Below are 25,752 nucleotides of genomic sequence, written 5' to 3' on the forward strand. Positions count from 1 at the left end.
GAAATGTTTTATAACTCAAAAAGAAGACATAGTTTTTTAGATTTTATAAGTCCAAATGAATTTGAGAAAAGATACAATGATAGTGTTACTCAACCCAAGGTGTTAACTGAATAAAAAAGTGTCTACTATCTTGGGGTCATTCCAAATTATTTGAAATGGTGGATATCCAACTTCTCTCTTAACAAAGTTACTTTGTTTAAGTATTTTTGTGATTTTTATTTCTGATAACACTTCGTAAATTGGATTTTTTAATATGCTCTTCATAGCAGTTTCTATATAATTTGCAAGTTCCATAAGATAGACCTTTATAATGATGTTAGTGATAACGTAATTATACTAAAAAGTGCCTACTTATGGACTTTATTTATCAACTTTAGTTCATGAATTTATTGGAATCTATGTGCGAAAGTTGAGTAATATTTTAAAAGAGTTTGAAAATAACTTTGACATAGTTTTTAATGGTGTTGATTTTTTAAATCTTGATAGAGATAAAAAATACAATTTATTGTTAGAGCATAGTTTGAATAAATATTTAGATAAAAAAGAGTTTGATTATATATTTGGTTATAGATTATTTGATACTTCTTTAGAAAGTGTTGAATTTAAAAAAGATTTAATTATGTCGGATGTATTTTAATGAAAAAAATATTAGCTTTTAGTTCAATCCGTTCTGATTATGACTTGATGTCATCTCTTTATAGATTACTTCATGAAGATAAAGATATAGATTTTAAAATCATAGTTAGTGGTGCTCATTTATCCCATAGTTTTGGTTATAGTGTTGAGCAAATTAGAAAAGATGGATTTGATATTTTGCTTGAAATTGAAACTTTATTAAATTCAGATACAGCATTATCAAGAGTAAAAAGTGCAAGTTTACTACTTCAAAACAGTATAGAAACTATTGCAAAGTTTAATCCAGATTTACTTATATATGCAGGTGATAGAGAAGATGTACTTATGTATGCAATGATTGGAGGATATTTAAATATTCCAACTATTCATGTATTTGCAGGTGATCATACTGAAGATGGATATATAGATAATCCTATTCGACATGCAACTTCTAAACTTTCAACAGCACATTTTGTTACACTAGAAGAACATAAAAAAAGATTAGTTCGTATGGGAGAGAATAATAAAAGGGTTTTTCTAATTGGAAATATTTCACTTGATAAATTTGTTTCATATAAACCAATCTCAAAAAGTGAAATCAAACAATATTTTAAAATAGATAAAAATTTTAATGATTTTGCTTTGATGATTTTTCATCCAGTTACTGAAGAAATTGAAAAAGTTGATGAATATTTTGAAAATATATTAAAAAACCTTGAACAAAGAAATATAAATACTTTTATAAGCTATCCAAATGTAGATCCAGGTAACCAAAAACTTTTAAAAGTTATAGATAAGTATAAAGAGAATAAAAACTTTATTTTTTATAAAAATTTAGATAGAGAAATTTTTATGTCAATTTATAAACATTCTAAATTTATTATAGGAAATTCTTCATCAGGAATTTGTGAAGCTACAAGTTTAAAAATACCAGCAATAAATGTTGGACTTAGACAAACTGGAAGATATGCAGATAAAAATGTAATATTTTGTGGAACAAGTTTTGAAAATATTAGTAATGGTTTGGATAAGGCATTATCAAAAGATTTTTTAGAAAACTTAAAAGATTTGAAAAATTCTTATGGCAATGGGAATAGTGCAAAAAAAGCTTATGAGATAATAAAATTAACAGACTTTAAATCTATGATAGCAAAAGTTGAAGATCCTCTAAAGGTAGAATTAATATGAAAAATAAAGTTTTAATAGTAGCAGTTCATCCAGATGATGAAACTTTAGGTTGTGGTGGGACTTTGCTTAAGCATAAAGCGAATGGAGATGAGGTTCATTGGCTTATTTGTACAACTATTGATAAATCAAATAGTTATTATGAAACAAGAGAAAAAGAGATAGAAGAAGTATCAAAACTATATAATTTTAATAGTATTATGCATAATCTTAGACTTAAAACTATGCAAGTAGATGAATATACTATGAGTGAACTTGTAAGTAAAATCTCAAAAGTGATAAATGAGATAAAACCAAATATTATATATCTTCCTTTTAAAGGAGATGTTCACAGTGACCATAGAAAAATATTTGAAGCTAGTTATAGTTGCACAAAATCATTTAGATACCCATTTATCAAAAAAATATATATGATAGAAACACTAAGCGAAACAGAATTTGCACCAAGTACCAAAGAAGATAGTTTTATTCCAAATGTGTTTGTGGATATTAGTGAATTTTTTGAAAAAAAAATTGAAATTATGAAAGTATTTGAAAGTGAAATAGCAGAACATCCCTTTCCAAGAAGTGAAAGAAATCTAAGAGCTTTAGCAACATTAAGAGGAGCTACTGCAGGTTGTGAATATGCAGAGAGTTTTATGTTACTTAAAGATATTCAAAAATAGATATATGAAAATATAAATTTAAGAAATCACAAATTTATAATAAATGAAATAACCAAGCTCTAATACAAAATTTAAAACCTCGCCTTAAATATTTCAAAAGGCCATCTAACAAGAAGTATAATTCATATTTAAGCTAATGTCCTTTAAAATATGTATTATACTTCATAAAAGGAAAAAATTTGACACTAACTGAACTTGCAAATGAGATAAAAACCTTGCGAAAAGAGAAAAGTTGGACTCAAGATGATTTAGAAAACTATTCAGGTATTACAAAACGAACAATTTCAAAAATAGAAAATGGTTTTGTAGATGAGGTTGGTATTAAAAAAGTTGAGATAATTTTGGATTTATTAGGTGTTGAGCTTTCTTTAAGACCAAAAGGAAGACCAAGAACTCTTGAAGAGTTATAACAAATATAACCAACCTCTAACACAAAATATAATATAATCCCGCCTTAAAAATTTAAAAAAATAGAGAAAACATGATAGAGCTAATAAACATACAAAAATCATACCCAACACAGATTTTATATCAAGATTTAAATCTAAGATTAAATAAAGGCGATAAAGTAGGACTTGTAGGGCGAAATGGTACAGGAAAATCAACACTTTTTAAACTGATTCTTGGAGAAGAACAACCTGATAGTGGAGATGTTTCAACTCCAAAAAACTATAAAATAGGTGCTTTGAAACAATATTTTGATTTCAAAGAGAAAACTTTACTAGATGAAACAGCAACTGCTTTAAGTGAAGATGATAAGTATAATATTTATAAAGCTGAGAAAATACTGTTTGGTCTGGGATTTAGTGAAGAAGATTTACAAAAAGAGCCAAAGAGTTTTTCAGGTGGTTACCAAATACGAATAAATCTAGCAAAACTTCTTTTAACAGAACCAAATATGCTTTTACTTGATGAGCCTACAAACTATTTGGATATTTTATCTATTAGATGGTTAAGAGAGTTTTTGAAAAGTTTTGATGGTGAAGTTATTTTAATTACGCATGATAGAGATTTTATGAATAGTGTTTGTACTCATACTATGGGAATTATTAGAAAAAATGCTTTTATAATAGCTGGAAGCACAGTTAAATTTTTTGAACAATTAGCAGCAAATGAAGAGCATTATGAAAAACAAAAAATTGCTCAAGATAAAAAAATAAAAGACCTCGAAGAGTTTATTGCAAAAAATAAAGCAAGAGCATCAACTGCAAATTTAGCTCAATCAAAAGTAAAAATTCTTGAAAAAATAGAGATTTTGGAAGATATTGTATATGAAAAAGATTTGAAATTTGATTTCAACTACAAAGATACAAGTGCAAAATATCTGCTTGAAGTAAAAGATGTAAGCTTTGGATACGATAAAGATAATATCCTTTTTAAAGATATAACTTTTGCACTAAGTCGTGGTGAAACTTTGGGAATTATTGGAAAAAATGGAAAAGGTAAATCTACACTTTTAAATGTTTTAGCAAATGAATTAAAGGCTCTTAGTGGAAGTGTAGAGTTTCATCCAAGCACAGTTTTTGGTCATTTTGGTCAAACAAATATAAATCATCTAAATCAAAAACATACGATTATTGAAGAGATACAAAGTGTAAACAATAAAATATCTGAGTCAGTTATAAGAAATATTTGTGGAATTATGATGTTTAGTGGAGATAATGCTAAGAAAAAAATATCTCTTCTTTCAGGTGGAGAAAAAAGTAGGGTAATGCTTGGAAAAATTATTGCACAAGATGTAAATCTTCTTTTCCTAGATGAGCCTACAAATCACCTTGATATTGAATCAATTGAAGCACTTACGGCTGCTATAAAAGATTTTGAAGGTTCAAGTATTATAGTAACTCACAGTGAAGAGTTATTAAGAGCTGTTTGTGATAGATTGATAGTTTTTACAAATGATGGAGCTGATTATTTTAATGGAACTTATGATGAATTTTTAGAAAAAATAGGTTGGGGCGATGATATTGATGATGCAAAACCAACAAAAACTAAAGAGAGCGAAAAAAGTGATAAGCCAAAGATAAATAAAAAAGAGAGTAAACAATTAAGAGCCCAATTGGTTGCTAAAAAAAGTCAAGATTTAAAACCTTTAAAAACAGAGCTTGAAGAACTAGAGTCTAAAGCTTCTACACTTTTTGGTCTTGATAAAACAAAAGTAGAAAATGAAATTTTAGAAATTATGCAAAAAATTGAGAGTATAAATAGTGAATTTGATAAAAAAATGAGTGAGTTGTCTTAATTAAAAATTAGCAAGGTGCAAGAAAGCACCTAGCTAAAACTTTTATTTGAATATGTCAGCTGTTTGGCTCTCATACCAAGCATATGCATATTTCGCTTCTAAAATTCTAATATGACCATCTGGGTCAGTTTCAGGACTTACTCCACCCGCTCCATCAACATTTTGTATTTTATCATCAAGTGCATTGTAAACAGCGGCAATAGAAATACCGTAGTTTGGACTTAATAAACTATAACAAGTATTTGCTAGTTTTGGAGGATTTAAAGGCTCTTGTTGTTTTAGCATTCTTGCTATTTGAAGAGCTACAACTTTTCCTTGAGTACTTGCACTAAATGCTGATTTAGGCATAGGTGCTGCATTTGAAGCATCTCCAATAACATGAACATTTTTAACTAATTTAGATTCAAAAGTTTTTGGATGAATATCACACCAATCTTTTCCAGCAGCTACAAGACCTGAATCAAATGCTAATAAAGAAGCTTTTTGATTTGGAATATAGTTTAAAACATCTGCTTGAATTTCTTCATCTTCAGTTACAACTACTTTTTTAACTGGATCAACACTTAGAACTTTACCACCAAATTGTGCTGCTCTCCAATCAATCAAATCACCATAAAGCTCTTTCCAACCATTTGTAAATAGTGCTTGTTTTGAGAATTTATCTTTTTGGTCAAGAACTATTATTTTTGAATTTGGTTTATTATTTTTAATATAGTGAGCTACAAGTGAAATTCTCTCATAAGGTCCAGGAGGGCATCTAAAAGGATCTGCTGGTGCAACCATTACAAAAGTTCCACCATCTTTCATATTTTCAAGTTGTTTTTGAAGAATTGTAGTTTGCTCTCCTGCTTTTACAGCATGTGGTGCATGTTTTTCATTCTCTTTTGTATAACCTTTTTCATATTTAAAATCAATTCCAGGGCTTACAACAGCTTTTGTATAAGAGATTTTTTCTCCATTTTCCAAAATAACATTTTGATTTGCACCATCAATTTTTGCAACTTTAGCATGTACCACTTTAATATTATGTTTTTTTGCTAAAGTAGATAAATCGTGTTTTATGAAATCCATTTTTTCCATACCAGCAATTACTGCATTTGAAAATGGACAAGTGTAATACTCTTTATTTTTTTCAACCAAAACAATTTCAACATTTGAATCAAATTTTCTCAAATATTTAGCAGTTGCAGCTCCACCAAAACCTCCACCAACAATTACAACTCTTTTTTTATTTGCAGGAATTGTAGATAAACCACTCGCTAAACTACCACAAGCAGTAAAAGATAGAGCCGTAGCTCCTAAAACTAATTTTCCGAAATCTCTTCTATTTATCATCGTTTATCCTTTTTGCTTATTTAACTTTTGAAAAGTAGTAAGATAGTTGCTCAAGCTCTTCATCAGTGAAACCTTTTGTGTGCTTTTGCATCATGTGTGTATCAACTCTTTTTCCAGTTTTGTAATCAAGTAAAGTTTGATACATATAATTTTTATCCAATCCAGCTATTTTTGGAATAGCAGTAGTAGATTTTCCATCAGTTCCATGACAGTTTGCACAAGAAAGTGATAGCATCTCACCTCTTACAGGGTCATAATCTACAGCAAACGATAAACTTGCGAAAGTCGCAAGTAAAAATGCCAGTTTTTTCATTTTATCTTCTCCTTTTATATAACAAATACAAATGAATGATAATTTAATAAACTTAATAAAAATTTAAAATATTAAATATATCTTATATAGAATTATAAAAAAAAATTATGTGTAGATTCTTCTCAGTTTTTAATAAGAGGTTAATTATAAAGTATTGCAAAATGCAATATTTTTTAATGAATTTATAAAAAAGATAGTAATATTGCATTATGTTTATTCATATTGATTTAGATTGCTATTTTGTATCAGCGCAGAGAACTCTTGATAAAAGTTTACACAATATTCCAGTTGCTGTTGGTGGAAAAAGCAACACAGATATTTTTTCAAATACAAAAATAAAAAGAACAATGGCAACAAATCGTGCTAGTTTTTCTAGCAAAATATTAGATAACGAAGATGAAAAAAGTTCTACAGATTATTTTGTTGATGAAAATAATAAAATAAGAGGAATTATAACATCAGCTTCTTATGAGGCAAGAGCTTTTGGAGTAAAAACAGCTATGAGTGTAAATGAAGCTTTGAAACTTTGTCCACACTTGAAGATGGTAGTTCCGCAATATAATCTTTATGACGATTTATCTTCAAAATTAAAAGAGCTTTTGGAGCTTGAAATTCCTCTTATAGAGCAGTTTTCTATTGATGAATTTTTTGGTGATTTAAGTGGTTATATAAAAGAAGATGAAGCAGAAGAGTTTGCAAGAAAGTTAAAAGATAAAATATTTAAAGAGTTAAATCTTCCTTGTTCTATTGGTTTAGCAAATACAAAATATTTATCAAAACTTATGACAAATGAAGCAAAACCAAACAATATAAAGCTTTTGAGAAAAGATAATATTGAAGAGTTTACAAAAAATATTTTGATAGAAAATTTCACAGGTATAGGCAAGTCTTTTTGTGAAAAACTAAGTGGTTATAATATAAAAACTCTAGGAGATATTAGAAAAAATAAAAATCTATTTTACTCTTTTGGAAAAGTTGGAATTGATACATATAATCGAGTTTGCGGTATAAAAGATAGTAAATTAAATATAGCAAAAGAGAAAAAAAGTATAGGTATTGGAAGAAGTTTTGATGTTGTTTTTAATAGAGATGAGCTTAAAAGAAGAGCTATAATTTTAAGTAGATATTTGAGTTTTATAGTAAAAAAAGATGGACACAATCCTTTGTCTTTTCAAATTCAAATAAAATATGAGTTTGATATTAAATCAAAGGCACAAGAAAATAGTAATAAAATTTTTAATGAATTTGATTTTAAAAACTCTATAATTAAACTATTTTTAGAAGCAGATAAGCACAAAAATCATGGAGTTATTCAACTATATATTACAGTTTTTAATTTTGCAAAAAAAGGAGAACACACTTATAATTTATTTGAGTATGAAGATGATTTAAAAAAAGATAAATTGAGTCAAAATATACAAAATCTAAGAGAAAAATTTGGAATAGATATATTTAAAAGTGCTTTTGAACTATAATTAAAACATCACAATTTGTAATATTTTAACTATTTTAAAATAGATTTGGTTATAATCTGATAATTTAAAAAAAAGTGATATTAAAAATAATATGATTCAAAAAATATTAAAGTTAAAAAATGGGTTTTGAAATAAACGAAAAACAGTTAAGAATTCGTTATATAAGAGTTGTTGAAAAATTTCTAACAAGAACAATATCTTTGTTGAAACTTGAAAATTTCAGTAAAGAACTTTTTTTAAAAAGAACTTTAAAAAATTACGAAGATATGTGTAAATCTCAAAAAGTTGATCTTTATTCAGATTATTACTCTTTATTGAATAGTTTTATTGAAAAAACTATCGCTTTTACAAAAAATCATAGCGAAAGTTTTGAAGATGAGAGAGCTATACTTTTAAAAGAGGCAAATTTACTTCAAAAAGAGAAAAATAAAAGTTCATATAAAAAAGATAAGCATAAAAAAGATAAGTATGATGATGGAAACTAGTGAAAAAAGCTTCAATCTTAGTGGAGTTTTGAAAAAAGTTTTATACAAAAATGATGAAACAAAATATACTATTGCAGTTTTGGAAAATAACCAAAAAATATGTGGAGTTTATTTTGATGCAGATATTGGAAAACTTGTTGGAGAAGAGATAATATTAACTGGAAATTGGATAACTCATAGTAAATATGGAGTTCAATTTGAGTTTAATACTTTACAGGTAAAAGAGCATGAACTCTTTTTTTTCCTTACAAAAATAATTAAAGGTTTTACAAAAAAATCAGCAACAGAAATTTTAGAAAAATATGGAGAAGAAGGCTTAATAAAGATTTTAGATGAAAATCCAAATGAACTTTTAAATTTTAAAGGTATAAAAGAGAAAAAACTAAAATCTATTTTAAATTCTTGGCACTCTTTTAAGCATCTTCGAGAATTGGGTGCTTTTTTGGGTAAATTTGGAGTTACTTCAAATCTAATTACAAAAATATATTCAACTTTTAGTGAAGTTGAAAACTTAATCGAAAAGATAAAACAAAATCCATATATGTTGATAAACATAAAAGGAATAGGATTTAAAAGAGCAGATGAGATAGCAAAAGCTTTAGGAATCGATGTAAAATCACCTTTTAGAATAAAAGCTTGTTTAAATTATACTTTAAGAGAGTATTGCGATAACAACGGTAACTCTTCAATAGATAAATTTCATCTTTATAAACTTTTAGATGATGGTTTGAGATTTTTTAAAGAAGAGTTACTTTATGAAAATATTTTGATTGAAATGTTAGCAAAAGAGGAGATTTTTGCTACAAGTGAAAATCGTATTGCGCTTTCAATGTTGTATTATTGTGAAAAGAAAATATTGGATTTTTTTAATATAAGAAAAGACAATAAAAATAAAAAAATTATAGATAGTTTTGATGAATATTTAGAAAAAAAACAAAAAACTCTTGGCTTTACTTTAAGTAGTGAACAGCAAAAAGCAGTTGAATTAATAAATTCTGGAGAAAAAACACTATTTTTAATAGGATATGCAGGAACAGGAAAATCTACTTCAAGTAGAGCTATTTTGGAACTTCTTGAAGAGATTGTAAGCTATGACGATATTATAGCTATTGCTTTAAGTGGAATTGCAAGTCAAAGAATAAGTGATACAACAGGTTATAACTCAAGTACAATTCAAAGCCTTTTAGTAAAACATAAAGAGAAAGATTTTTTCCCATATAAAGTTATTTTACTAGATGAAGCTTCAATGGTAAATTCTGTTACATTTTCTCAAATTATAAGTAAAATAAGTGATGATACAATTTTTATAATTGTAGGAGACGATGGTCAACTTCCAGCTATTGGAGCTGGAAATATTTTAGCTGATAGTATAAAATATGAACTAGCCCCAATATGTAAACTTACAAAAATTTATAGACAAAATGAGAATCAAGCAATAGCAGTAATTGCAAATGATATAAGAAAAGGTGAATTGCCAAATTATAAAGAAGAGTATGAAGATTTTAAGTTTGTTGATGTATCAATAGGAAACTATTACTCTATGAAAAATTCCTTGAGCCAAAATGAGTTTTCGGATATGAGAGGTGAAAATAGTGATTATATTTTAAATAATATTTTAAATATTGCAAGTAATTATATACAAAATTACTATGATTTTATAAAAGAGAAAAATATAGGAAAAGCTCTTACTTTATTTCAAGTAATTACACCTATGAAAGGTGGAGTTTTAGGAGTTGAAAATTTAAATATAGAACTTCAAAGACTGTTTAATCATACAAAAAATAAAAGTTTGAAGATAAAAGAGATTGAATATAAGCTTACAGATAAGGTAATTCATATAAAAAACGAAAATATGAAAGCTCAAACTATGAGTATGTATAAATCAAATTCTACTGAATTTATGGAAAGAAGAGTTTATAACGGACAGCTTGGATTAGTAATAAAATTGGATTTTGATGAAAAAAAATGTGTAGTTTTGTATCCAAATGATGATATGGTTGTATTTTATGATTTTGATAATATTCACTATCTTTTAAATTTGGCATATTGTCTAACAATTCACAAAACACAAGGAATGGAGTATGAAAATGCTTTAATTCCTATGAGTTTTTCACACTATATAATGCATAATACAAAACTACTTTATACAGCAATAACAAGAGCAAGAAGTATGTGTTTTATTGTTGGAGAAGAAGAAGCTTTTAAAAGTGCTTGTAAAAAAATAGAAGTAACAATAAGAGAGAGTGTTATAAATGATTTGTTGTGCAATAAAGATAAAAAGATAGAAACAAATAGTTTATCTATAAGTGTTTAAATAACATAAAAGCAAGATTTTTGTATTATAATTCCTAAAATTTTTTTAAGGGTTTATTTTATGATAATTTGGATGCAAAGACATAAAAAGTGGTTGGTTATTACGATTTGGATTAGTACTATTGCCTTTGTAGGTGCTGGATTTGTAGGCTGGGGTTCATATAACTATGGTAGTAAAGGTGGTGTTGTCGCAACTGTTGGAGATAAAGAGATTAGTGTTGAAGAGTACCAACAAGAGTATTCAAATCTTTACAATCAGTATTCACAAATTTTTGGAGCATCTTTTAATAAAGAGTTAGCAGAGCAATTAAGATTAAAAGATATTGCATTTTCTCAACTTTTACAAAAAAATCTTCTTATGTCTTATGGTAACTCTTTAGGTTTGATGGTAACTGATGAAGAGATTGCAAAAGAGTTGATTAATTATGAAGAGTTTAAAGTAGATGGTAAATTTAACAAAAATCAATATATAAATGTTTTACAACAAAATAGAATGTCTCCTCAAGAGTTTGAAAATAGTCTTAAAAATTCAATACTTTTTCAAAAAGTCCAAGCTCTTTTTAGTATAGAACCAACTCCAAATGAGATAGAAAATATTAGCAAACTTCTATTTATAGAAGATGATATTACTTATAAAATATTAACTTTGGATGATGTTGATGTAAATAGTGTTGATGAAAATGAACTTAAAAAATATTTTGATGAAAATCAAAATGCATACAAAAGTGAAGTTTCTTATGATTTAGAGATAAAAGAGTTTCCTCTTTCTACTTCTACTTCTACTTCTACGCAAGAAGATATAAAAAATCATTTTGACAAATTTAAAAGTGACTATAAATTTGAAGATGGAAAGTTAAAATCTTTTGAAGAAGCAAAAGAAGAGATTATAAAAGATTTGGATGAGAGTTTTAGTAAAAAAGAGGCTCTTACACTTTATTTAAAACTTAAAAAAGCTGAAGATAATTTTGATAAAAAAGTAACTTATTTAGAAACTAAAATTCCATTTTCACCTGAAAATGTTCAAAAAATTAAAGAGTTAAAAAAAGAAGAGATTTTAAAACCATTTTATGAAAATAACAAATTTTATATAGTAAAGCTAGCAAAAGTAAACTCTTCTGTTAATTTAACTTTTGAACAAGCAAAAGAAAAAGTACTTGAAAACTTTAAACTTAATCTGAAATCAAAAAAATTAGATGAATTAGCACAAAATAGTCTAAAAGATTTTAAAGGAAATGAAGCAACAGGTGTAAACAGAGCTAGTGCTGCTAAAATTAAAGGATTAAATGAGCAAGAAGCAATAGAGTTTTTAGGACAACTTTTTGCTAGTTCTACAAAAGATGGAATTGCAAAAGTTGGTTCAAAAGTTGTTTTATACAGAGTAAACGACTCAAAAATGGCTTCTTATGACAAAGCAAAAGATAGTTTTGTACGAGATGAAATAAAACAAGTTCAAAATTCTGATTTATTGTCAAATTTACTTAAAAAACTTGAAAATAGTATTGCAATAAAAACATTAATGGAAACAAAGGAGTAGTTTTGAATAATACAAATGATATTTTTCTTACAATAAATATTGGTTCTAGTGTTACAAGTGCAGTAATTTCTAAACCAAAATATGATTTAGATAATAGTATTGAAATTTTAGGTTTTGGTGTTCAAGATAGTGTTGGAGTAAATAAAGGACTTATCACAAATATTGAAGATGTTTCAAGAACAATAAAAGATGCAATACTTCAAGCAAAAGAGAGTGTAACAGAGACTATTGGAACAACTGTTGTATCTATTTCTGGAAATTATACAAGAGGAATAAAAGCAACTGGATATGTAACTATTCCAAATGGACTTGTTTCTGAAACAGATATAAATCAAGCAATGCAAATGGCTCTTTCAAACTCTATAATTTTGCCTGAATATGATGTTGTTCATGTAATTCCACTATTTTTTAAAGTAGATGATCAAGAAGTTGAAAATCCTTTTAATATGAATGGTTCAAAACTTGAAGCATCTGTTTATATTGTAACTGCAAAAAGAAATGCACTAATTAACATAAAATCAGCACTAAGAATTTTTGGTATAGATGATGTTAGATTTGTACTTGATTCTTATGCTGCTTCTTTGGCAGTTTTAGATGAACAACAAAAAAGAATTGGTGCAGTTGTTATTAACTTAGGTGCTTCAACAACTGAGTTTGTGTATCATAAAGGGAATTCTATAATTTATAATGGATTTATTCCAGTTGGTTCAAAAAACATTACAAATGATTTATCTTTGATGTTAAATACACCTCTTAGAACAGCTGAAAAGATAAAAATTGAGTATGGTTCTTTAATCAAAGATTATTTTGGAAATGGAGAAGTTGGACCTTCAAATGTTGGAGTTTCTCAAATAAATGACGAAGAGTATTTTAAAGAGTTTCCACTAGGACATATTCAAACAATTATTCATGCAAGAGTTGAAGAGCTTTTGGTTTTAGTTAAAAATGAGTTAAAAAAGAATGCTTTACTTGATAATATTGGTTCAGGAATAGTATTAACAGGTGGAATGAGTGAACTAGGTGGAATAAAAGAGCTTACAAAAAATATTTTTGAGAAAATTCCAGTAACAGTTTCGGCTCCAAAAAATCTTCCAAATTCATTTAGAGTTAGTTTTGATGAACCAAATATGGCAACAGTTGTTGGATTAATTATGTTTGCTTTAGGAATGAATAGAGGTTATCAATTAGATTCTAGTAAAAAATTGATTAGACCTATTAGAAAAGGTCAAGCTCATGATAAGTTTATTGCTCCAACAACTTCACACATTGGACAAGCTGGACCTGATATGAGAATACGAACAAATGATACAATCTTAGACCCTTTACCAAAAGATAAAAAGAAAAAAGGTCTTGGAATTTGGAAAAAAATTGAGGAGTGGTTTTAATGGAAAATAGTAGCAGTCATAATCTATTTAGAGTAGATGATATAACAATAAAAGAGGATATGCCTACAAAAGCACTATCAAATAATCTTCCAAAAATCGCTGTAATAGGTGTTGGTGGAGGTGGTTGTAATATGATTAATTATATGATTGAAGAAGGTACTCATATGATTGATTTAATAGTTGCAAATACAGATTTAAAAGTTCTTCATATTTCAAAAGCTCCAAAAAAGATTGAATTAGGACCTATGCTTACAAATGGTTTTGGTGCTGGAATGGATCCAGAAGTTGGAAGAAACTCAGCACTTGAAAGTTATGATGAGATAAAAGAGACACTAAAAGGTTCGGATATTGTTTTTGTTGCCGCTGGATTAGGTGGAGGTACTGGAACAGGTGCAGCTCCTATTATTGCAAAAGCAGCTAGAGAAGTTGGAGCATTGACTGTTTCTGTTGTTACTAAGCCTTTTGGTTTTGAAGGACGAATGAGAGCTGCTTTGGCAAATTTAGGTCTTGAAGAGCTTAAAAAAGTTAGTGACTCTTTGATTGTTATTGCAAATGATAAACTAAGAGAAGCTGTTGATGAGACAATTGGTATAAAAAATGCCTTTAAAGTTACAGATAATATTTTATATCAAGCTGTAAATGGAATGAGCCAAGTTATATTAAATCCAGGTAGTGGAAATGATATAAATGCCGATTTTGCAGATGTTAAAACTATTATGAAGCATAAAGGTATTGCTTTGATGGGAATAGGAAAAGCAAAAGGTGATGAAGCTACAAGCAGAGCTTTAGACAATGCTATTAACTCTCCTTTACTAGAAAAAGTACCTTTGGATGGAGCAAAAGGAATTTTAATTCACTTTACAATAAGTCCAGAAATATCACTTTTTGCAATAGAAGATGTTATGAATAACATAAATCAAAGAGTAGATATAAATGCTCAGATTATTTTTGGAACTACAACAGATACAGACTTTGAAAGAGATGAAGTAAAAATTACTATCATAGCAACTGGATTTGAATCTAAAAATGAGATAAAAGAAGAACAAAAAGAGAGTGATGAAAATGAGATTGAAGCTATAAAAGTTGAAGCAGTTGAAAGCACTCTTGATACTCCACCTCTTATGAGAGGTTATACAGTAGAGTATCCTCTTCATTAAAGTTATTTAATAAAATATATAAGCATACAAACTCAAATATTTGAGCTTGTATGCTTTTTTTATTTATATTTCGTAATCCAAAGGTTTTTGTTTTTTATCATCATCTTCCCACTCAAATAAGAAACACATAGGAAGTTTATCTTTTTTATGAAGTATTTTTCCTGTTATAAAACCAGATACTCCAATAGAAATTATTGCTAAAAATGAACTAAATACAAGTGTAGAAATACCACTTAAACCTTGTCCTACAGTACATCCAATAGCCATAATTCCACCAATTCCCATCATAGAACCACCTATCATATTGTATTTTAATTTATTAAAATTCATTTTTGAAGTACATCCAAAGCTATATTTTTTATTAAAAAATGTCGAAAAATATGCTCCAAAAATTGCACCTAAAACAATACAAACTCCAATAGATAACTCTGTTATTTCAAAAAAAGTAAAAAATTCTAAAGTTTTTGCACTAGGAAATACATAACTTAAAGCTTGAACTTGAATATCTTTTTCAATACTTTCAGCTCCAATATATCCAGAGATAAACCAAGAAAGACCAACTAAAAATCCAATAATAACACCATCATATAAACTGAAAACTCTTTTTATATTTTTCACAAAATATGCTAAAATCAAAACTAAAACAACTAAAACAAAGTAAATATTTAGAGTAAAATTTGATAAATTGCTTGAAATATCTATCATAAATTGATTGTTTATAAAACCATTTACAACTCCAAATAAAATCCCTTTTGTGCTAGCAAATGCAAAAATTGCAATAAAAAGAAGAGTTACTAAAGCATTTGCATCACCTTGAGCAAATTTTACTATACTTCTACTACTACAACCATCTGCTATCATCATTCCAGCACCAAATAAAGCACCACCAACAATGATAGCAAAGTAGTTTATATTGTTTTTAAAATAGCTACTAGAGCTTAAATCTATATCAAAAAAAGATGCAAATATTTGAGTAGAAATAATAGCTACAATCATAGCCATAACTACACTAGCAGCTCTTTTTGTTGATTTAATTTGTATATAATCTTTTAAACTTCCACTAAAACAGAACTGTTTTTGTTGAGCAAAAAAACCAAATACAAAAGCAATAGCAAAAAATGCTATAAAAACAATTTCATAAATTTCTAAATCAAACACTAAATTTCCTCCTCATCATCTTCCATGTCTTCTAAATCAAGCAAAATATTTTCTGCTTCATTTTGAGTTAATTTATTTTCATTTATAAGTTTCAAAGCCTCATCATAAAACTTTTTTACTTCTAAAAAATAGTTTAATTCCTCTTTTATCTCTTCATCATTTTTCTTTGAAAGTAACTTTTCTAAAGCCTCTATTTCAGTTTTTAATTCTGGTAAAACCTCTTTTTCTAAAAGTTTTTTTAACTCTTCAATTTTATTCACAAAAATCCTTTTTATAATTTTTAACTATGATTATATAAAAATTTACTTATATTATATGGATAAAAAGTTTTTTATGTTTAAATTTCTTAAAAATATGTCACTAAAAGGCTTTTTTATTTTAGTTTAGATAGACTTTAATCTAAAAAAATAGAAAAATTTGGAATATATTTTGGAAATAGAGACAAAAAAAGAGAAATTTAATGAACCACTTTATCTTGAAAGCGGAAGACTTCTTGAAGAGTTTGAGATAGTTTATGAAACTTATGGAAAATTAAACGAAGATAAATCAAATGTTATAGTTATTTGTCATGCTCTATCTGGAAGTCATCACGCAGCTGGTCGTTATGAAAATGAGGCAAAAGCTGGTTGGTGGGATAAGTTTATTGGAGATAAAAAAGCTATTGATACAGAAAAATATTTTGTAATTTGCTCAAATAACATAGGAAGTTCATATGGTTCTACTAGTCCTTTAAGTATGAATCCATCAACAAAAAAAGAGTATAGATTAAAATTTCCTGTTCTAACAATTTCAGATATTGTAAATGCTCAAATGAGACTTTATAAAAAATTAGGAATTAAAAAAGCAGTTGCCGTTATTGGAGGAAGTATGGGTGGAATGCAAGCACTTTGTTATGCAATCGAACATCCAACTTTTGCAAAGCACTATATTCCAATGGCAACAACAGCATATACAAGACCTTGGGCAATAGCTTTAAATAAAATAGCCATTGAGGCAATAAGACACGATATAAATTTTAAAAATGGAAATTATGAAAAAGATGATTTAAAAGCAAAAGGTTTAGTTGGACTTGCTGTTGGAAGAATGGCTGGATTAATAGCATATTTGAGTCCAAATTTATTTATAAACAAATTCGGAAGAGATTATGTTGAAACAGATGGACTTTATGAACTTTTTGGAAGATTTGAGATAGAAAAATATCTTGAACACAACTCTTATAGTTTTCCCAAATTTTTTGATCCATTATCTTATCTTTATATTTGTAAAACAATAAATATTTTTGATGCAGGAAGAAATAAAGATAAATTAGAGGATTCATTTTTAAAAATAGAGGGAAAACTTCATTTAATTGCTTTTAAAGATGATATGCTATTTTTTCCAAATGAGATGGAAGAGATTAGAGATATTATGATAAAAATAGGTAAAAAAGAGCAAGTTTCATTCAAATTAGTAGATAGTTCAAGTGGTCATGACTCTTTTTTAGTTGAAGTTGAGAAATTTGAAGAACACATAAAAAATATTTTAAAGGATTAAAAATGGAAGATATTAAAAATAAAGAAGATATTAATTTTGAAGATAAAATAGCAAAAGCAAAAGAGCTTTTAGAAAAACTTTCAAACCCACAAATTACAATAAATGAGTCATTAAAGTTGTATAACGATGGTTTAAAAGAGTTAGAACTTGCTCAAAAGCTACTAGAAGAAGCAAAATTAATTTTTGTTACTCAAAGCAATAATTCTTTATAAAACTTTATATAATAGGGGCTTTATAACAAAACCTTAAGTGCTTTTTGGGTAAACTTGCCAAATTTTTAAATCAGTGAAAGGAAAGTTATGCCAAAAAGAGAAGATATAAAAAACATTTTGTTGATTGGTTCAGGACCAATTGTTATAGGACAGGCGTGTGAGTTCGATTATTCTGGTACTCAAGCAACAAAAACTTTAAAAGAGCTAGGATATAGAGTTGTCCTTGTAAACTCAAACCCAGCAACTATCATGACAGATCCAGAATTTGCTGATAAAACTTATATAGAACCAATTACAGAAGAGGTTGTTTTAAATATAATTAAAAAAGAGAATATCGATGCTATTTTGCCAACAATGGGTGGACAAACTGCATTAAATATAGCAACTTCAATGTATTCAAAAGGTCTTTTAGAAGGAATTACTTTTTTAGGAGTTCATCCAGAAGCTATTAAAAAAGGTGAAGATAGACATCTTTTTACTGAAAGTATGAAAAAAATAGGATTAGATTTACCAAGAAGTGAAAATGCTTATACTCTTGAAGAGGCTATGAAACTTGCAAAAGATATAGGTTTCCCTGTTATTTCAAGAGCTTCATTTACACTTGCGGGTGCTGGAAGTGGAGTTGCTTACAATATGGAAGAGTTTAAAGCTTTGGCACAAGCTGGGCTTGATGCTTCACCAATCAATGAAATTGAGATTTTAGAGTCTGTTTTGGGTTGGAAAGAGTATGAAATGGAGATAATTAGAGATACAAATGATAATTGTATTGTTGTTTGTTCTATTGAAAATCTTGATCCAATGGGAGTTCATACAGGTGATAGTATTACTATTGCACCTGCGCTTACACTTACAGATAAAGAGTATGCAGTTATGAGAGATGCTTCTTTTGCAATTTTAAGAGAAGTTGGAGTAAACAGCGGTGGTTCAAATGTACAATTTGCTATGTGCCCAGAAACAGGAAGAATGATTGTAATTGAGATGAACCCTAGAGTTTCAAGAAGTTCAGCACTTGCATCTAAAGCTACTGGTTACCCAATCGCAAAAGTTTCAACTCTTCTAGCAGTTGGATTTACACTTGATGAGATTACAAATGATATGACAGGAACATTGGCAAGTTTTGAGCCAGCGGTTGATTATATTGTTGCAAAAGTTCCTAGATTTACATTTGAAAAGTTCCCAAAAGCAAACTCTACTTTGACAACTTCTATGAAAAGTGTTGGTGAAGTTATGTCTATTGGAAGAAATTTTAATGAAACTATTCAAAAAGCTATGTGTTCACTTGAAACTGGACTTTGTGGATTTGATAGTATTACAACAGATTTAGAACTAATCAAAAAAGAGATTAGAAGACCAAATGATAAAAGACTTCAATATCTAATGGATGGTATGAGACAAGGTTTAACAAATGAAGATATTTTTGAATTATCAAAAATAGACCCTTGGTTTTTAGCTAAGTTTAGAGAGATGTACAATATGGAACTTTCTATGACTCCTTCAATTTTAAAAGATGAAGCACTTTTAAGAAAAGTTAAATCAAATGGATTTAGTGATAAATTTATTGCAAATGTTATTGGAAAAACTGAAGAAGATGTATATATTGCAAGAAAAGCTTTGGATATAGATTTTGAATACAATGAAGTTGATACTTGTGCAGGAGAGTTTAAAGCTCTAAATCAATACTTATATTCAACTACAAATGTTTCAAAAATTCCAAAAGTAGAAATACCTAAATCAACTCAGAAAAAAGTTATGATTATTGGTGGAGGACCAAATAGAATTGGTCAGGGAATTGAGTTTGACTATTGTTGTGTACATGCAAGTTTTGCATTAACTGAAATGGGTGTTAAAACAATTATGTATAACTGCAACCCTGAAACTGTAAGTACAGATTATGATACATCAGATGTTTTATATTTTGAACCAATTGATTTTGAACACGTTAGAAGTGTAGTTGAAAAAGAGCAGCCAGATGGTGTAATTGTACATTTTGGTGGACAAACTCCTTTAAAACTTGCAAATGCTTTAACGCAAATTGGTGCAAAAATTATTGGAACTACTGCTGAAGTTATTGATTTAGCTGAAGATAGAAAAAAATTCTCTGCATTTGTTGAAAAAATTGGTCTTTTACAACCAGAAAATGGAACAGCAGTTGAAGTTACAGAAGCTATTGTTATTGCTGAAAAAATAGGGTATCCAGTACTTGTAAGACCTTCATTTGTTCTTGGTGGAAGAGGTATGAAGATTGTTTATTCTACTGATGAATTAAAACAATATATGGATGAGGCAGTTTCAGTTTCAAATGATGCTCCTGTTTTAATTGACAAGTTCTTAGATAGAGCAATCGAGCTTGATGTTGATTGTATTTGTGATGGAAAAGAAGTTTATATCGGTGGAATTATGCAACATATTGAAGAAGCTGGTATTCACTCAGGGGATTCAGCTTGTTCACTTCCTCCAATTTCTATAAGTGATGATTTAATTAAACAATTAGAATCAAAAACTAAAGAGATGGCTTTAGGTCTTGGAGTTGTTGGTTTGATGAATACTCAATATGCAATTCATAAAGGAGAGATTTATTTAATAGAAGTAAATCCAAGAGCATCAAGAACTGTTCCTTTTGTAAGCAAAGCAACAGGAATGCCTCTTGCAAAAATTGCAACTAGAGTTATGTGGGGAGAGAGTTTAAAAGATGCATTAAAAGTGTATGATAGAAATATTGTATATGAAGAAAATGGTGTTTTAAAACCAAGATTAAAAGATCATGTTGCTGTTAAAGAGTCTGTTTTCCCATTTAATAAACTAGTTGGTGCAGATTTACTTTTAAGTCCTGAGATGAAAAGTACAGGTGAGGTTATGGGAATTGCTTCAAACTTTGCAATGGCATTTGCAAAATCACAAAATGCAGCTAAAAACTCTCTTCCAAAAAGTGGAAAAGTGTTTATCTCTTTATGTGATTTGGACAAAGAGTTTGCTTCAACTATTGCAAAAAGCTTAGTTGATAGTGGCTTTACTATATGTGCTACTGGAGGAACTGAAAAAATTATATCTGAAGCTGGAATTGCTTGTGAGAAAGTTTTAAAAGTTAGTGAAGGAAGACCAAATATCACAGATTTATTGACAAATGGTGATATTGTAATGGCAATAAATACAAGTGGAGAGCAAGAAGCTTCAAAAGATGATGGAAAAGAGATAAGAAGAGCAGTTTTAAGAATGAGTGTTCCTTATTTCACAACTGTTGCTGCAGCGTTTGCAGCTACAGATGCAATCAAAGAGATGAAAACTTCAGATGTTTCAACTCCAAAATCAATTCAAGAGTATTTAAACTACTAAAAATGAATCCAGATTTAGTATATTTGGTACAAACAGATACAACTGTTGGTTTCTCATCATCAAATGATGAGAAGCTATCAAATATAAAACAAAGACCCTCAAATCAAAAAATCCTTAAAACTTTGGATAGTTTTGTAACTTTAAAAGAGTTTGTAAGAGTTCCAAAAAAATTTAGAAAAATAGTGCGAAATAGTTTTAAAACTACATTTATATATCCAAATTTAAACTCATTTAGAGTTGTAAAATCTGAGTCTATATTTTTTGATTTTATAAAAAAATTTAGAGTTTTATCTTCAACTTCTGCAAATAAGACAAAGAAAAGTTTTGAGTATGATTTTGCTTTTGAAAAATGTGATGTAGAAGTTATATCAAATGTAGGATTTTTTGAAACTTCCTCTTCAAAAATTTATAAATTAGGTAAAAAAAGGTTAAAAAAAATAAGATAGGCATTGTCTTATTTTAAGCAAAATAAAACGCAAACTAAACTATAATCAAAATTCTTTTTTAAGACCCTGTCGTCTAGTGGCCAAGGACCCTAGGATTTCCTCCTAGTGACGCATGTTCGAATCATGCTGGGGTCGCCACTCATAATTTATTACAATTTAAATTTTCTACTTTTATCTCAAATAAAATTTTATATAAATTAAATGACTTATTAAATATATAAAATGTAAACCAAAATGTAAAATAGTCAAATCACTTTACATTTAAAGCATATTAGTGTAAACTATTATACTTATAAAAGGAGCTAATATGTTTGATTATACACAATTGACTTATTCAGAAAAAATAAACGATTTATTAATACATCATGGTAGTCAAGCAAAATTATCTGATTATTTGGAAATAAGTCGACAATCTATTTTAAAATGGAAAGAAAATGATAGTTCAATCAAAGAAGAGAATAAGCTTAAAATTGATGTTGCTTTTTGTAAAGCCTTTGGATTTAAATCTATTGATGCGAATGAAGTTATTAGAGTTTTAACACAATTAAATAAAACCGATTTTTCATATTTTAATATAAAAGAAGAAGATATAGTTCATTTAATCTCTAAATATTCATCATTTGGATCATTGGAAATTGAAGAGGCGGATATTAGTGAGAAAAAATTTGATAAAGTTATTTCCCAGAATAATGAGTTAATAAACGACTTGAACAAAAGAGAGATATTTTCTATAAATAACTTATCATCATTGAGTAATAAAATCATAATGGATACATTAAACAATACAGAAGATGTATTTCCAATAACTACTGAAAAAATAAGAATATGGCATTTTATTTTAATGAGTGGTATTAGAGCAGATGCTGGTAAATATTCCACAAAAATAAGAATTATTCCAGGAAGTGAAGATTTACACTTAACTGACCCAAGAGATATACCAGAAGAGTTGGAATATTGGTGTTCTAAATATAAAGATATTGAAACAATTGAAGATATTGCAAAAGCTCATGCTCATTTTGAAGCAATACACCCTTTTGGAGATGGAAACGGAAGATTAGGAAGAATAATAATGGCTGCTCAATGTATTAAAATAGGTTATATTCCTCCTTTGATTAATAAAAAAAATAAAGCTTTGTATCTTGTTTTTTTAAAACATGCTCAGGTTAATTCAGAATATGGACATTTATCATATTTTTTAGGAAATTCTATATTGAATATGCATAAAAAAGTATTTAAGATTTAATAGATACTATATTTGTGTAGTATAATGCAATTAAATATAAATATACTCTAATAATGTATATTATTATAAAAATATGATAGAATATACATTCTAAATGTATAAAAGGATTTCAATGATTACTATAAAAGCTTGGAAAAAAGATATAGCACAGTTAGTAGAGTATAAAAGTGTAATAAAGTTTAAATATTTAGATTCAAACAATCTTGATTTCTCACCAATTAAAATTCCTATAAAAAATAGACAAGTCTATAATTTTTCCCATATTGATTTTCAATATGGACTCCCAGGCTTGATAAGTGATTGTTTACCTGGAAGTTATGGTATGAATTATTTAGATCGTTTTATGTTTCAATATCTAAAAAGAAAACCCACTATTTTTGAAAGATTACAATTTTTAGGAACTCATACTTTAGGTGCTTTAGAATTTCATCCTTCTTTAGAAGCAAAAGAGTATAAAGAAGTTTTAAATATATCAAAAGTTTATGAAGAGTCTAAAAAAATTTTAAATCAAGAAAATGAAAAAGAAAATAACTCTACACTTACTCTTAAAACACTTATTGCTGTTTCAAACTCTGCTGGTGGAGGTGCTAGATCAAAAGCAATTGTTGGATTTAATCCTAAAGACAAGACAATAAGTTTAACTAGAAAACAAGGAGATTTTCCAAAAGATTACTATCCTGTGATTATAAAATATGATGACCAAGATATATCAATGTATCCAACTTTGTCAAATAAATACAAAGATGCTTCTATTGCTACAAAATTGGAGTATTTGTATTACTTATTTGCAAAAGAGTCTGGTGTTAATATAAGTCCTTGTGAGTTGCTAGAACAAGAAGGACGAACCCATTTTTTAACTTATAGATTTGATTTGAAAGATAATGAAAGATTTCATATTCACTCTTTATCTGGCATGATGCACTATAATCCAGCTGAAACATATAATGATTTTATTGATATGTTTAGAATATCTTTAAAGCTTAATTTATCACAAAAAGATAAAGAAGATATTGTAAAAGTAATCTTATTTAATGCAATTTTTGGAAACAAAGATGATCATTCAAAAAACTTTTCGTTTTTAATGAATAGCAAAGGGAAATGGAGTTTTGCACCTGCTTATGATTTGACATATACAAGCAATGGATACCATCAAATGCTGCTTGGAAATAAAGTTTTAAATAGAGCTTTATTTGAAGATTTAAAAAATGCTTTTGAACCATACAATATTAAAGAATCATTTTTAAAAGAAAATATAGAAAAAATGATAGATATAAAGTATAAAAAATTAGTTCAAGAATTTATAAATTATGATATACCTAAAAATTTAGCAAATCATATTTTAAATGAAACAAAAATAGTAGATGATAACTTTGGTAAGGAAATAAAAAAGTGAGAGATATAGATTTTAGTTTATCAACAACTCAAGAGATAATCAAAGAGTTCGCTTCTAGAGCAAAAAGAAAAAGAAAACAAAATATAGAAACATACGGTACTCAAAAAGAGTTTGCACAACATATAGGAATGAGTTTTAGAAGTTATCAAGAGTTTGAGATTAGCGGGAAAATAAGTTTAGAAAAATTTATTGATGTTTTAAGAGGGCTTGATTGTATTGAAGATATTCAAGATATTTTAAAAATCAAGGATGAAGAATTATTTAAATTTAAATATAGATATTAATTAATTTCCAAATGTAAACTAAATTCTCTCTATCAAACCGGGACCGTTCATAATTTTGTGTCAATTAGGTAAAATAAAAAATACCAAAGGACACAAAGATGAAAATAGAAATAGATGTAGAGCAATTTGCTAAAGATATAAAAGCTGGTAAAAGTATCGGTGGAGCAAATGGTGCTCTAGGCTCTTTAATCAAACAATTAACAGAAGCTGCACTTGCAGCTGAGATAGATTCACATCTTGCTCAAGATTTGAGTAATAATAGAAAAAATGGATATAGCTCAAAGACTATGAAAAGTGATCATGGAACATTCGAACTAGATGTTCCAAGAGATAGAAATGGTAACTTTGAACCAGAAATTGTAAAGAAAAATCAAACAACCATGACAAGTGAAATTGAAGATAAAATATTATCTTTGTTTGCACTAGGTAATAGCTATTCACAAATAGCAAAACATATAGAGGATTTTTATTGTGTAGGCTTCTCAAAAGCTACAATAAGTGCTGTAACAGATAAAATAATACCTATGCTAAATGAATGGAAAACAAGACCTCTAGAATCAGTATATCCATTTGTGTTTCTTGATGCAATTCATTATAAAGTAAAAGAAGATGGGAAATATATCGCTAAAGCTTTTTATACAGTTTTAGGAGTTAGAGTTGATGGTAAAAAAGAGGTATTAGGACTTTACTTGAATGAAAGTGAAGGAGCTAAGTTCTGGCTACAAGTTTTAACTGATTTACAAAATAGAGGTGTTAAAGATATTCTTATTGCTTCAGTTGATGGATTAAAAGGCTTCCCTGAAGCAATTAATTCTGTATTTCCAAATACCGAAGTACAACTTTGTATAGTTCATCAAATTAGGAATTCAATTAAATATGTTGGATCTATAAACCAAAAACAATTTGCACAAGAGTTAAAATCTGTATATCAAGCTTTTACAAAAGATGAAGCACTTTATGAACTTGATAAACTTGAAGAGAAATGGGGTAAAAAATATCCAATAGTGTTTCAATCTTGGAGAAATAAATGGGAAAATCTAACTGTTTATTTCCAATATCCTGAAGATATAAGAAGAGTAATTTATACAACAAATATTATTGAATCTGTTCATAGACAATTTAGAACTTTAACTAAGACTAAGGGGGCTTTTCCAAATGATGATAGCTTACTAAAACTACTATTTATGGGTATAAAAAATGCTCAAGAAAAATGGACAATGCCAATAAGAAATTGGAGCTTAACTCTGTCTCAACTAGCCATCCACTTTGAAGGACGGCTTGATGATAGTTTAAATTTATGATAGAATTTTAGGAATTATCTAATGCTGACACAGTTGCCACATTAAAAACTACTTAAATACTATGATGCATACTCTCCTTTTTTAACTCTTTTTTCTAATTTAAACTGCTCTGGATTATAATCTACATTATTTTTATACAAGGAATGTG

The 25,752-nt window shown here is 27.9% G+C and carries 24 protein-coding genes and 1 tRNA gene; 20 read left to right on the plus strand and 5 right to left on the minus strand.

Annotated elements, in window-relative coordinates:
* Nucleotides 1–102: 102 nt before the first annotated feature.
* Complete coding sequence (locus CJ670_RS02720; RefSeq protein WP_105938763.1) at nt 103–294, minus strand: hypothetical protein; 192 nt, start codon at nt 292–294, stop codon at nt 103–105.
* A 115-nt stretch (nt 295–409) separates the two neighbouring features.
* On the opposite strand from CJ670_RS02720, the gene CJ670_RS02725 reads away from it, so the two are divergent.
* From CJ670_RS02725 to CJ670_RS02745, 5 genes are all read left to right on the plus strand, one after another.
* Nucleotides 410–637, plus strand: coding sequence for a hypothetical protein (locus CJ670_RS02725; protein WP_165785169.1), 228 nt, complete (start codon nt 410–412; stop codon nt 635–637).
* Entirely contained in the window at nt 637–1,803 is a 1,167-nt protein-coding gene (gene neuC / locus CJ670_RS02730; RefSeq protein WP_105938765.1) for a UDP-N-acetylglucosamine 2-epimerase, read from the plus strand. Before CJ670_RS02725 ends, neuC begins: the two co-directional genes overlap by 1 nt.
* Nucleotides 1,800–2,465, plus strand: a complete 666-nt coding sequence (locus CJ670_RS02735; RefSeq protein WP_105938766.1) for a PIG-L deacetylase family protein — start codon at nt 1,800–1,802, stop codon at nt 2,463–2,465. Before neuC ends, CJ670_RS02735 begins: the two co-directional genes overlap by 4 nt.
* A 179-nt stretch (nt 2,466–2,644) precedes the next feature.
* Complete coding sequence (locus CJ670_RS02740) at nt 2,645–2,875, plus strand: type II toxin-antitoxin system RelB family anti-toxin (protein ID WP_123057527.1); 231 nt, start codon at nt 2,645–2,647, stop codon at nt 2,873–2,875.
* 71 nt (nt 2,876–2,946) lie between these two features.
* Nucleotides 2,947–4,707 carry an ABC-F family ATP-binding cassette domain-containing protein gene (locus tag CJ670_RS02745; protein WP_105938768.1) on the plus strand — a complete coding sequence of 587 codons (1,761 nt, stop codon included), beginning with the start codon at nt 2,947–2,949 and terminating at the stop codon, nt 4,705–4,707.
* Between the two features lie 42 nt (nt 4,708–4,749).
* Here the strand turns inward: CJ670_RS02745 and CJ670_RS02750 are convergent, their stop codons facing one another.
* Both CJ670_RS02750 and CJ670_RS02755 read right to left on the minus strand, forming a co-directional pair.
* Nucleotides 4,750–6,042 carry an NAD(P)/FAD-dependent oxidoreductase gene (locus CJ670_RS02750; protein ID WP_105938769.1) on the minus strand — a complete coding sequence of 431 codons (1,293 nt, stop codon included), beginning with the start codon at nt 6,040–6,042 and terminating at the stop codon, nt 4,750–4,752.
* 16 nt (nt 6,043–6,058) lie between these two features.
* The gene (locus tag CJ670_RS02755) at nt 6,059–6,355 is read right to left on the minus strand and encodes a c-type cytochrome (RefSeq protein ID WP_105911949.1); all 297 of its coding nucleotides are present in this window, start codon (nt 6,353–6,355) and stop codon (nt 6,059–6,061) included.
* A gap of 209 nt (nt 6,356–6,564) precedes the next feature.
* On the opposite strand from CJ670_RS02755, the gene CJ670_RS02760 reads away from it, so the two are divergent.
* The 6 genes from CJ670_RS02760 to ftsZ all read left to right on the plus strand — a co-directional run bounded on the left by CJ670_RS02760 (nt 6,565) and on the right by ftsZ (nt 14,704).
* Complete coding sequence (locus tag CJ670_RS02760) at nt 6,565–7,830, plus strand: Y-family DNA polymerase (RefSeq protein WP_105938770.1); 1,266 nt, start codon at nt 6,565–6,567, stop codon at nt 7,828–7,830.
* Between the two features lie 119 nt (nt 7,831–7,949).
* A complete protein-coding gene (locus CJ670_RS02765) occupies nt 7,950–8,315 on the plus strand; it encodes a hypothetical protein (protein WP_105911951.1) in 366 nt (121 codons plus the stop codon).
* Nucleotides 8,299–10,629, plus strand: coding sequence for an AAA family ATPase (locus CJ670_RS02770; protein WP_228154188.1), 2,331 nt, complete (start codon nt 8,299–8,301; stop codon nt 10,627–10,629). The genes CJ670_RS02765 and CJ670_RS02770 overlap by 17 nt, the downstream gene beginning before the upstream one ends.
* A gap of 60 nt (nt 10,630–10,689) precedes the next feature.
* On the plus strand, nt 10,690–12,162 hold the full coding sequence (locus tag CJ670_RS02775) for a peptidylprolyl isomerase (protein ID WP_105938771.1): 1,473 nt from the start codon (nt 10,690–10,692) through the stop codon (nt 12,160–12,162).
* 2 nt (nt 12,163–12,164) lie between these two features.
* Nucleotides 12,165–13,547 (plus strand): cell division protein FtsA, encoded by a 1,383-nt coding sequence (gene ftsA, locus CJ670_RS02780; protein ID WP_105911953.1) that lies wholly within the window; start codon nt 12,165–12,167, stop codon nt 13,545–13,547.
* Between the two features lie 47 nt (nt 13,548–13,594).
* The gene (gene ftsZ, locus CJ670_RS02785; RefSeq protein WP_425352266.1) at nt 13,595–14,704 is read left to right on the plus strand and encodes a cell division protein FtsZ; all 1,110 of its coding nucleotides are present in this window, start codon (nt 13,595–13,597) and stop codon (nt 14,702–14,704) included.
* Between the two features lie 63 nt (nt 14,705–14,767).
* Here ftsZ and CJ670_RS02790 read toward each other — a convergent pair whose 3' ends face one another.
* Together CJ670_RS02790 and CJ670_RS02795 are read right to left on the minus strand one after the other, a co-directional pair.
* A complete protein-coding gene (locus CJ670_RS02790) occupies nt 14,768–15,862 on the minus strand; it encodes a YeeE/YedE family protein (RefSeq protein ID WP_105938773.1) in 1,095 nt (364 codons plus the stop codon).
* Entirely contained in the window at nt 15,862–16,122 is a 261-nt protein-coding gene (locus CJ670_RS02795) for a hypothetical protein (protein ID WP_105911956.1), read from the minus strand. The genes CJ670_RS02790 and CJ670_RS02795 overlap by 1 nt, the downstream gene beginning before the upstream one ends.
* A 169-nt stretch (nt 16,123–16,291) precedes the next feature.
* Between CJ670_RS02795 and metX the strand changes: the two genes are divergently transcribed.
* The 9 genes from metX (at nt 16,292) to CJ670_RS02835 (ending at nt 25,604) form a co-directional block, all read left to right on the plus strand.
* The gene (metX, locus tag CJ670_RS02800) at nt 16,292–17,395 is read left to right on the plus strand and encodes a homoserine O-acetyltransferase MetX (protein ID WP_105938774.1); all 1,104 of its coding nucleotides are present in this window, start codon (nt 16,292–16,294) and stop codon (nt 17,393–17,395) included.
* A 2-nt stretch (nt 17,396–17,397) separates the two neighbouring features.
* Nucleotides 17,398–17,607: an exodeoxyribonuclease VII small subunit gene (gene xseB, locus CJ670_RS02805; protein WP_105917717.1), complete on the plus strand. Its 210-nt coding sequence runs from the start codon at nt 17,398–17,400 to the stop codon at nt 17,605–17,607.
* 87 nt (nt 17,608–17,694) lie between these two features.
* Nucleotides 17,695–20,937: a carbamoyl-phosphate synthase large subunit gene (carB, locus tag CJ670_RS02810; protein WP_105938775.1), complete on the plus strand. Its 3,243-nt coding sequence runs from the start codon at nt 17,695–17,697 to the stop codon at nt 20,935–20,937.
* Nucleotides 20,938–20,939: 2 nt separating this feature from the next.
* Entirely contained in the window at nt 20,940–21,383 is a 444-nt protein-coding gene (locus tag CJ670_RS02815) for a Sua5 YciO YrdC YwlC family protein (RefSeq protein WP_105938776.1), read from the plus strand.
* Nucleotides 21,384–21,445: 62 nt separating this feature from the next.
* Nucleotides 21,446–21,521 (plus strand) — tRNA-Glu (locus CJ670_RS10800).
* A 169-nt stretch (nt 21,522–21,690) separates the two neighbouring features.
* On the plus strand, nt 21,691–22,626 hold the full coding sequence (locus CJ670_RS02820) for a Fic family protein (RefSeq protein ID WP_105938777.1): 936 nt from the start codon (nt 21,691–21,693) through the stop codon (nt 22,624–22,626).
* 112 nt (nt 22,627–22,738) lie between these two features.
* Entirely contained in the window at nt 22,739–24,019 is a 1,281-nt protein-coding gene (locus tag CJ670_RS02825) for a type II toxin-antitoxin system HipA family toxin (protein WP_165785170.1), read from the plus strand.
* Nucleotides 24,016–24,303 carry a hypothetical protein gene (locus tag CJ670_RS02830; RefSeq protein WP_066220631.1) on the plus strand — a complete coding sequence of 96 codons (288 nt, stop codon included), beginning with the start codon at nt 24,016–24,018 and terminating at the stop codon, nt 24,301–24,303. The genes CJ670_RS02825 and CJ670_RS02830 overlap by 4 nt, the downstream gene beginning before the upstream one ends.
* Before the next feature lie 98 nt (nt 24,304–24,401).
* Nucleotides 24,402–25,604: an IS256 family transposase gene (locus CJ670_RS02835; RefSeq protein WP_105938779.1), complete on the plus strand. Its 1,203-nt coding sequence runs from the start codon at nt 24,402–24,404 to the stop codon at nt 25,602–25,604.
* Nucleotides 25,605–25,752 lie beyond the last annotated feature (148 nt).

The sequence above is a fragment of the Arcobacter cryaerophilus gv. crypticus genome, assembly GCF_002993025.1.
Classification (GTDB): domain Bacteria; phylum Campylobacterota; class Campylobacteria; order Campylobacterales; family Arcobacteraceae; genus Aliarcobacter; species Aliarcobacter cryaerophilus_B.

Bases quoted from the DNA above. Each gene is read 5' to 3' on its own strand.
- CJ670_RS02720 (WP_105938763.1), bottom strand. From the start codon at position 294: ATGGAACTTGCAAATTATATAGAAACTGCTATGAAGAGCATATTAAAA.
- neuC (WP_105938765.1), top strand. From the start codon at position 637: ATGAAAAAAATATTAGCTTTTAGTTCAATCCGTTCTGATTATGACTTG.
- CJ670_RS02735 (WP_105938766.1), top strand. From the start codon at position 1,800: ATGAAAAATAAAGTTTTAATAGTAGCAGTTCATCCAGATGATGAAACT.
- CJ670_RS02745 (WP_105938768.1), top strand. From the start codon at position 2,947: ATGATAGAGCTAATAAACATACAAAAATCATACCCAACACAGATTTTA.
- CJ670_RS02750 (WP_105938769.1), bottom strand. From the start codon at position 6,042: ATGATAAATAGAAGAGATTTCGGAAAATTAGTTTTAGGAGCTACGGCT.
- CJ670_RS02755 (WP_105911949.1), bottom strand. From the start codon at position 6,355: ATGAAAAAACTGGCATTTTTACTTGCGACTTTCGCAAGTTTATCGTTT.
- CJ670_RS02760 (WP_105938770.1), top strand. From the start codon at position 6,565: ATGTTTATTCATATTGATTTAGATTGCTATTTTGTATCAGCGCAGAGA.
- CJ670_RS02765 (WP_105911951.1), top strand. From the start codon at position 7,950: ATGGGTTTTGAAATAAACGAAAAACAGTTAAGAATTCGTTATATAAGA.
- CJ670_RS02770 (WP_228154188.1), top strand. From the start codon at position 8,299: ATGATGATGGAAACTAGTGAAAAAAGCTTCAATCTTAGTGGAGTTTTG.
- CJ670_RS02775 (WP_105938771.1), top strand. From the start codon at position 10,690: ATGATAATTTGGATGCAAAGACATAAAAAGTGGTTGGTTATTACGATT.
- xseB (WP_105917717.1), top strand. From the start codon at position 17,398: ATGGAAGATATTAAAAATAAAGAAGATATTAATTTTGAAGATAAAATA.
- carB (WP_105938775.1), top strand. From the start codon at position 17,695: ATGCCAAAAAGAGAAGATATAAAAAACATTTTGTTGATTGGTTCAGGA.
- CJ670_RS02815 (WP_105938776.1), top strand. From the start codon at position 20,940: ATGAATCCAGATTTAGTATATTTGGTACAAACAGATACAACTGTTGGT.
- CJ670_RS02820 (WP_105938777.1), top strand. From the start codon at position 21,691: ATGTTTGATTATACACAATTGACTTATTCAGAAAAAATAAACGATTTA.
- CJ670_RS02825 (WP_165785170.1), top strand. From the start codon at position 22,739: ATGATTACTATAAAAGCTTGGAAAAAAGATATAGCACAGTTAGTAGAG.
- CJ670_RS02835 (WP_105938779.1), top strand. From the start codon at position 24,402: ATGAAAATAGAAATAGATGTAGAGCAATTTGCTAAAGATATAAAAGCT.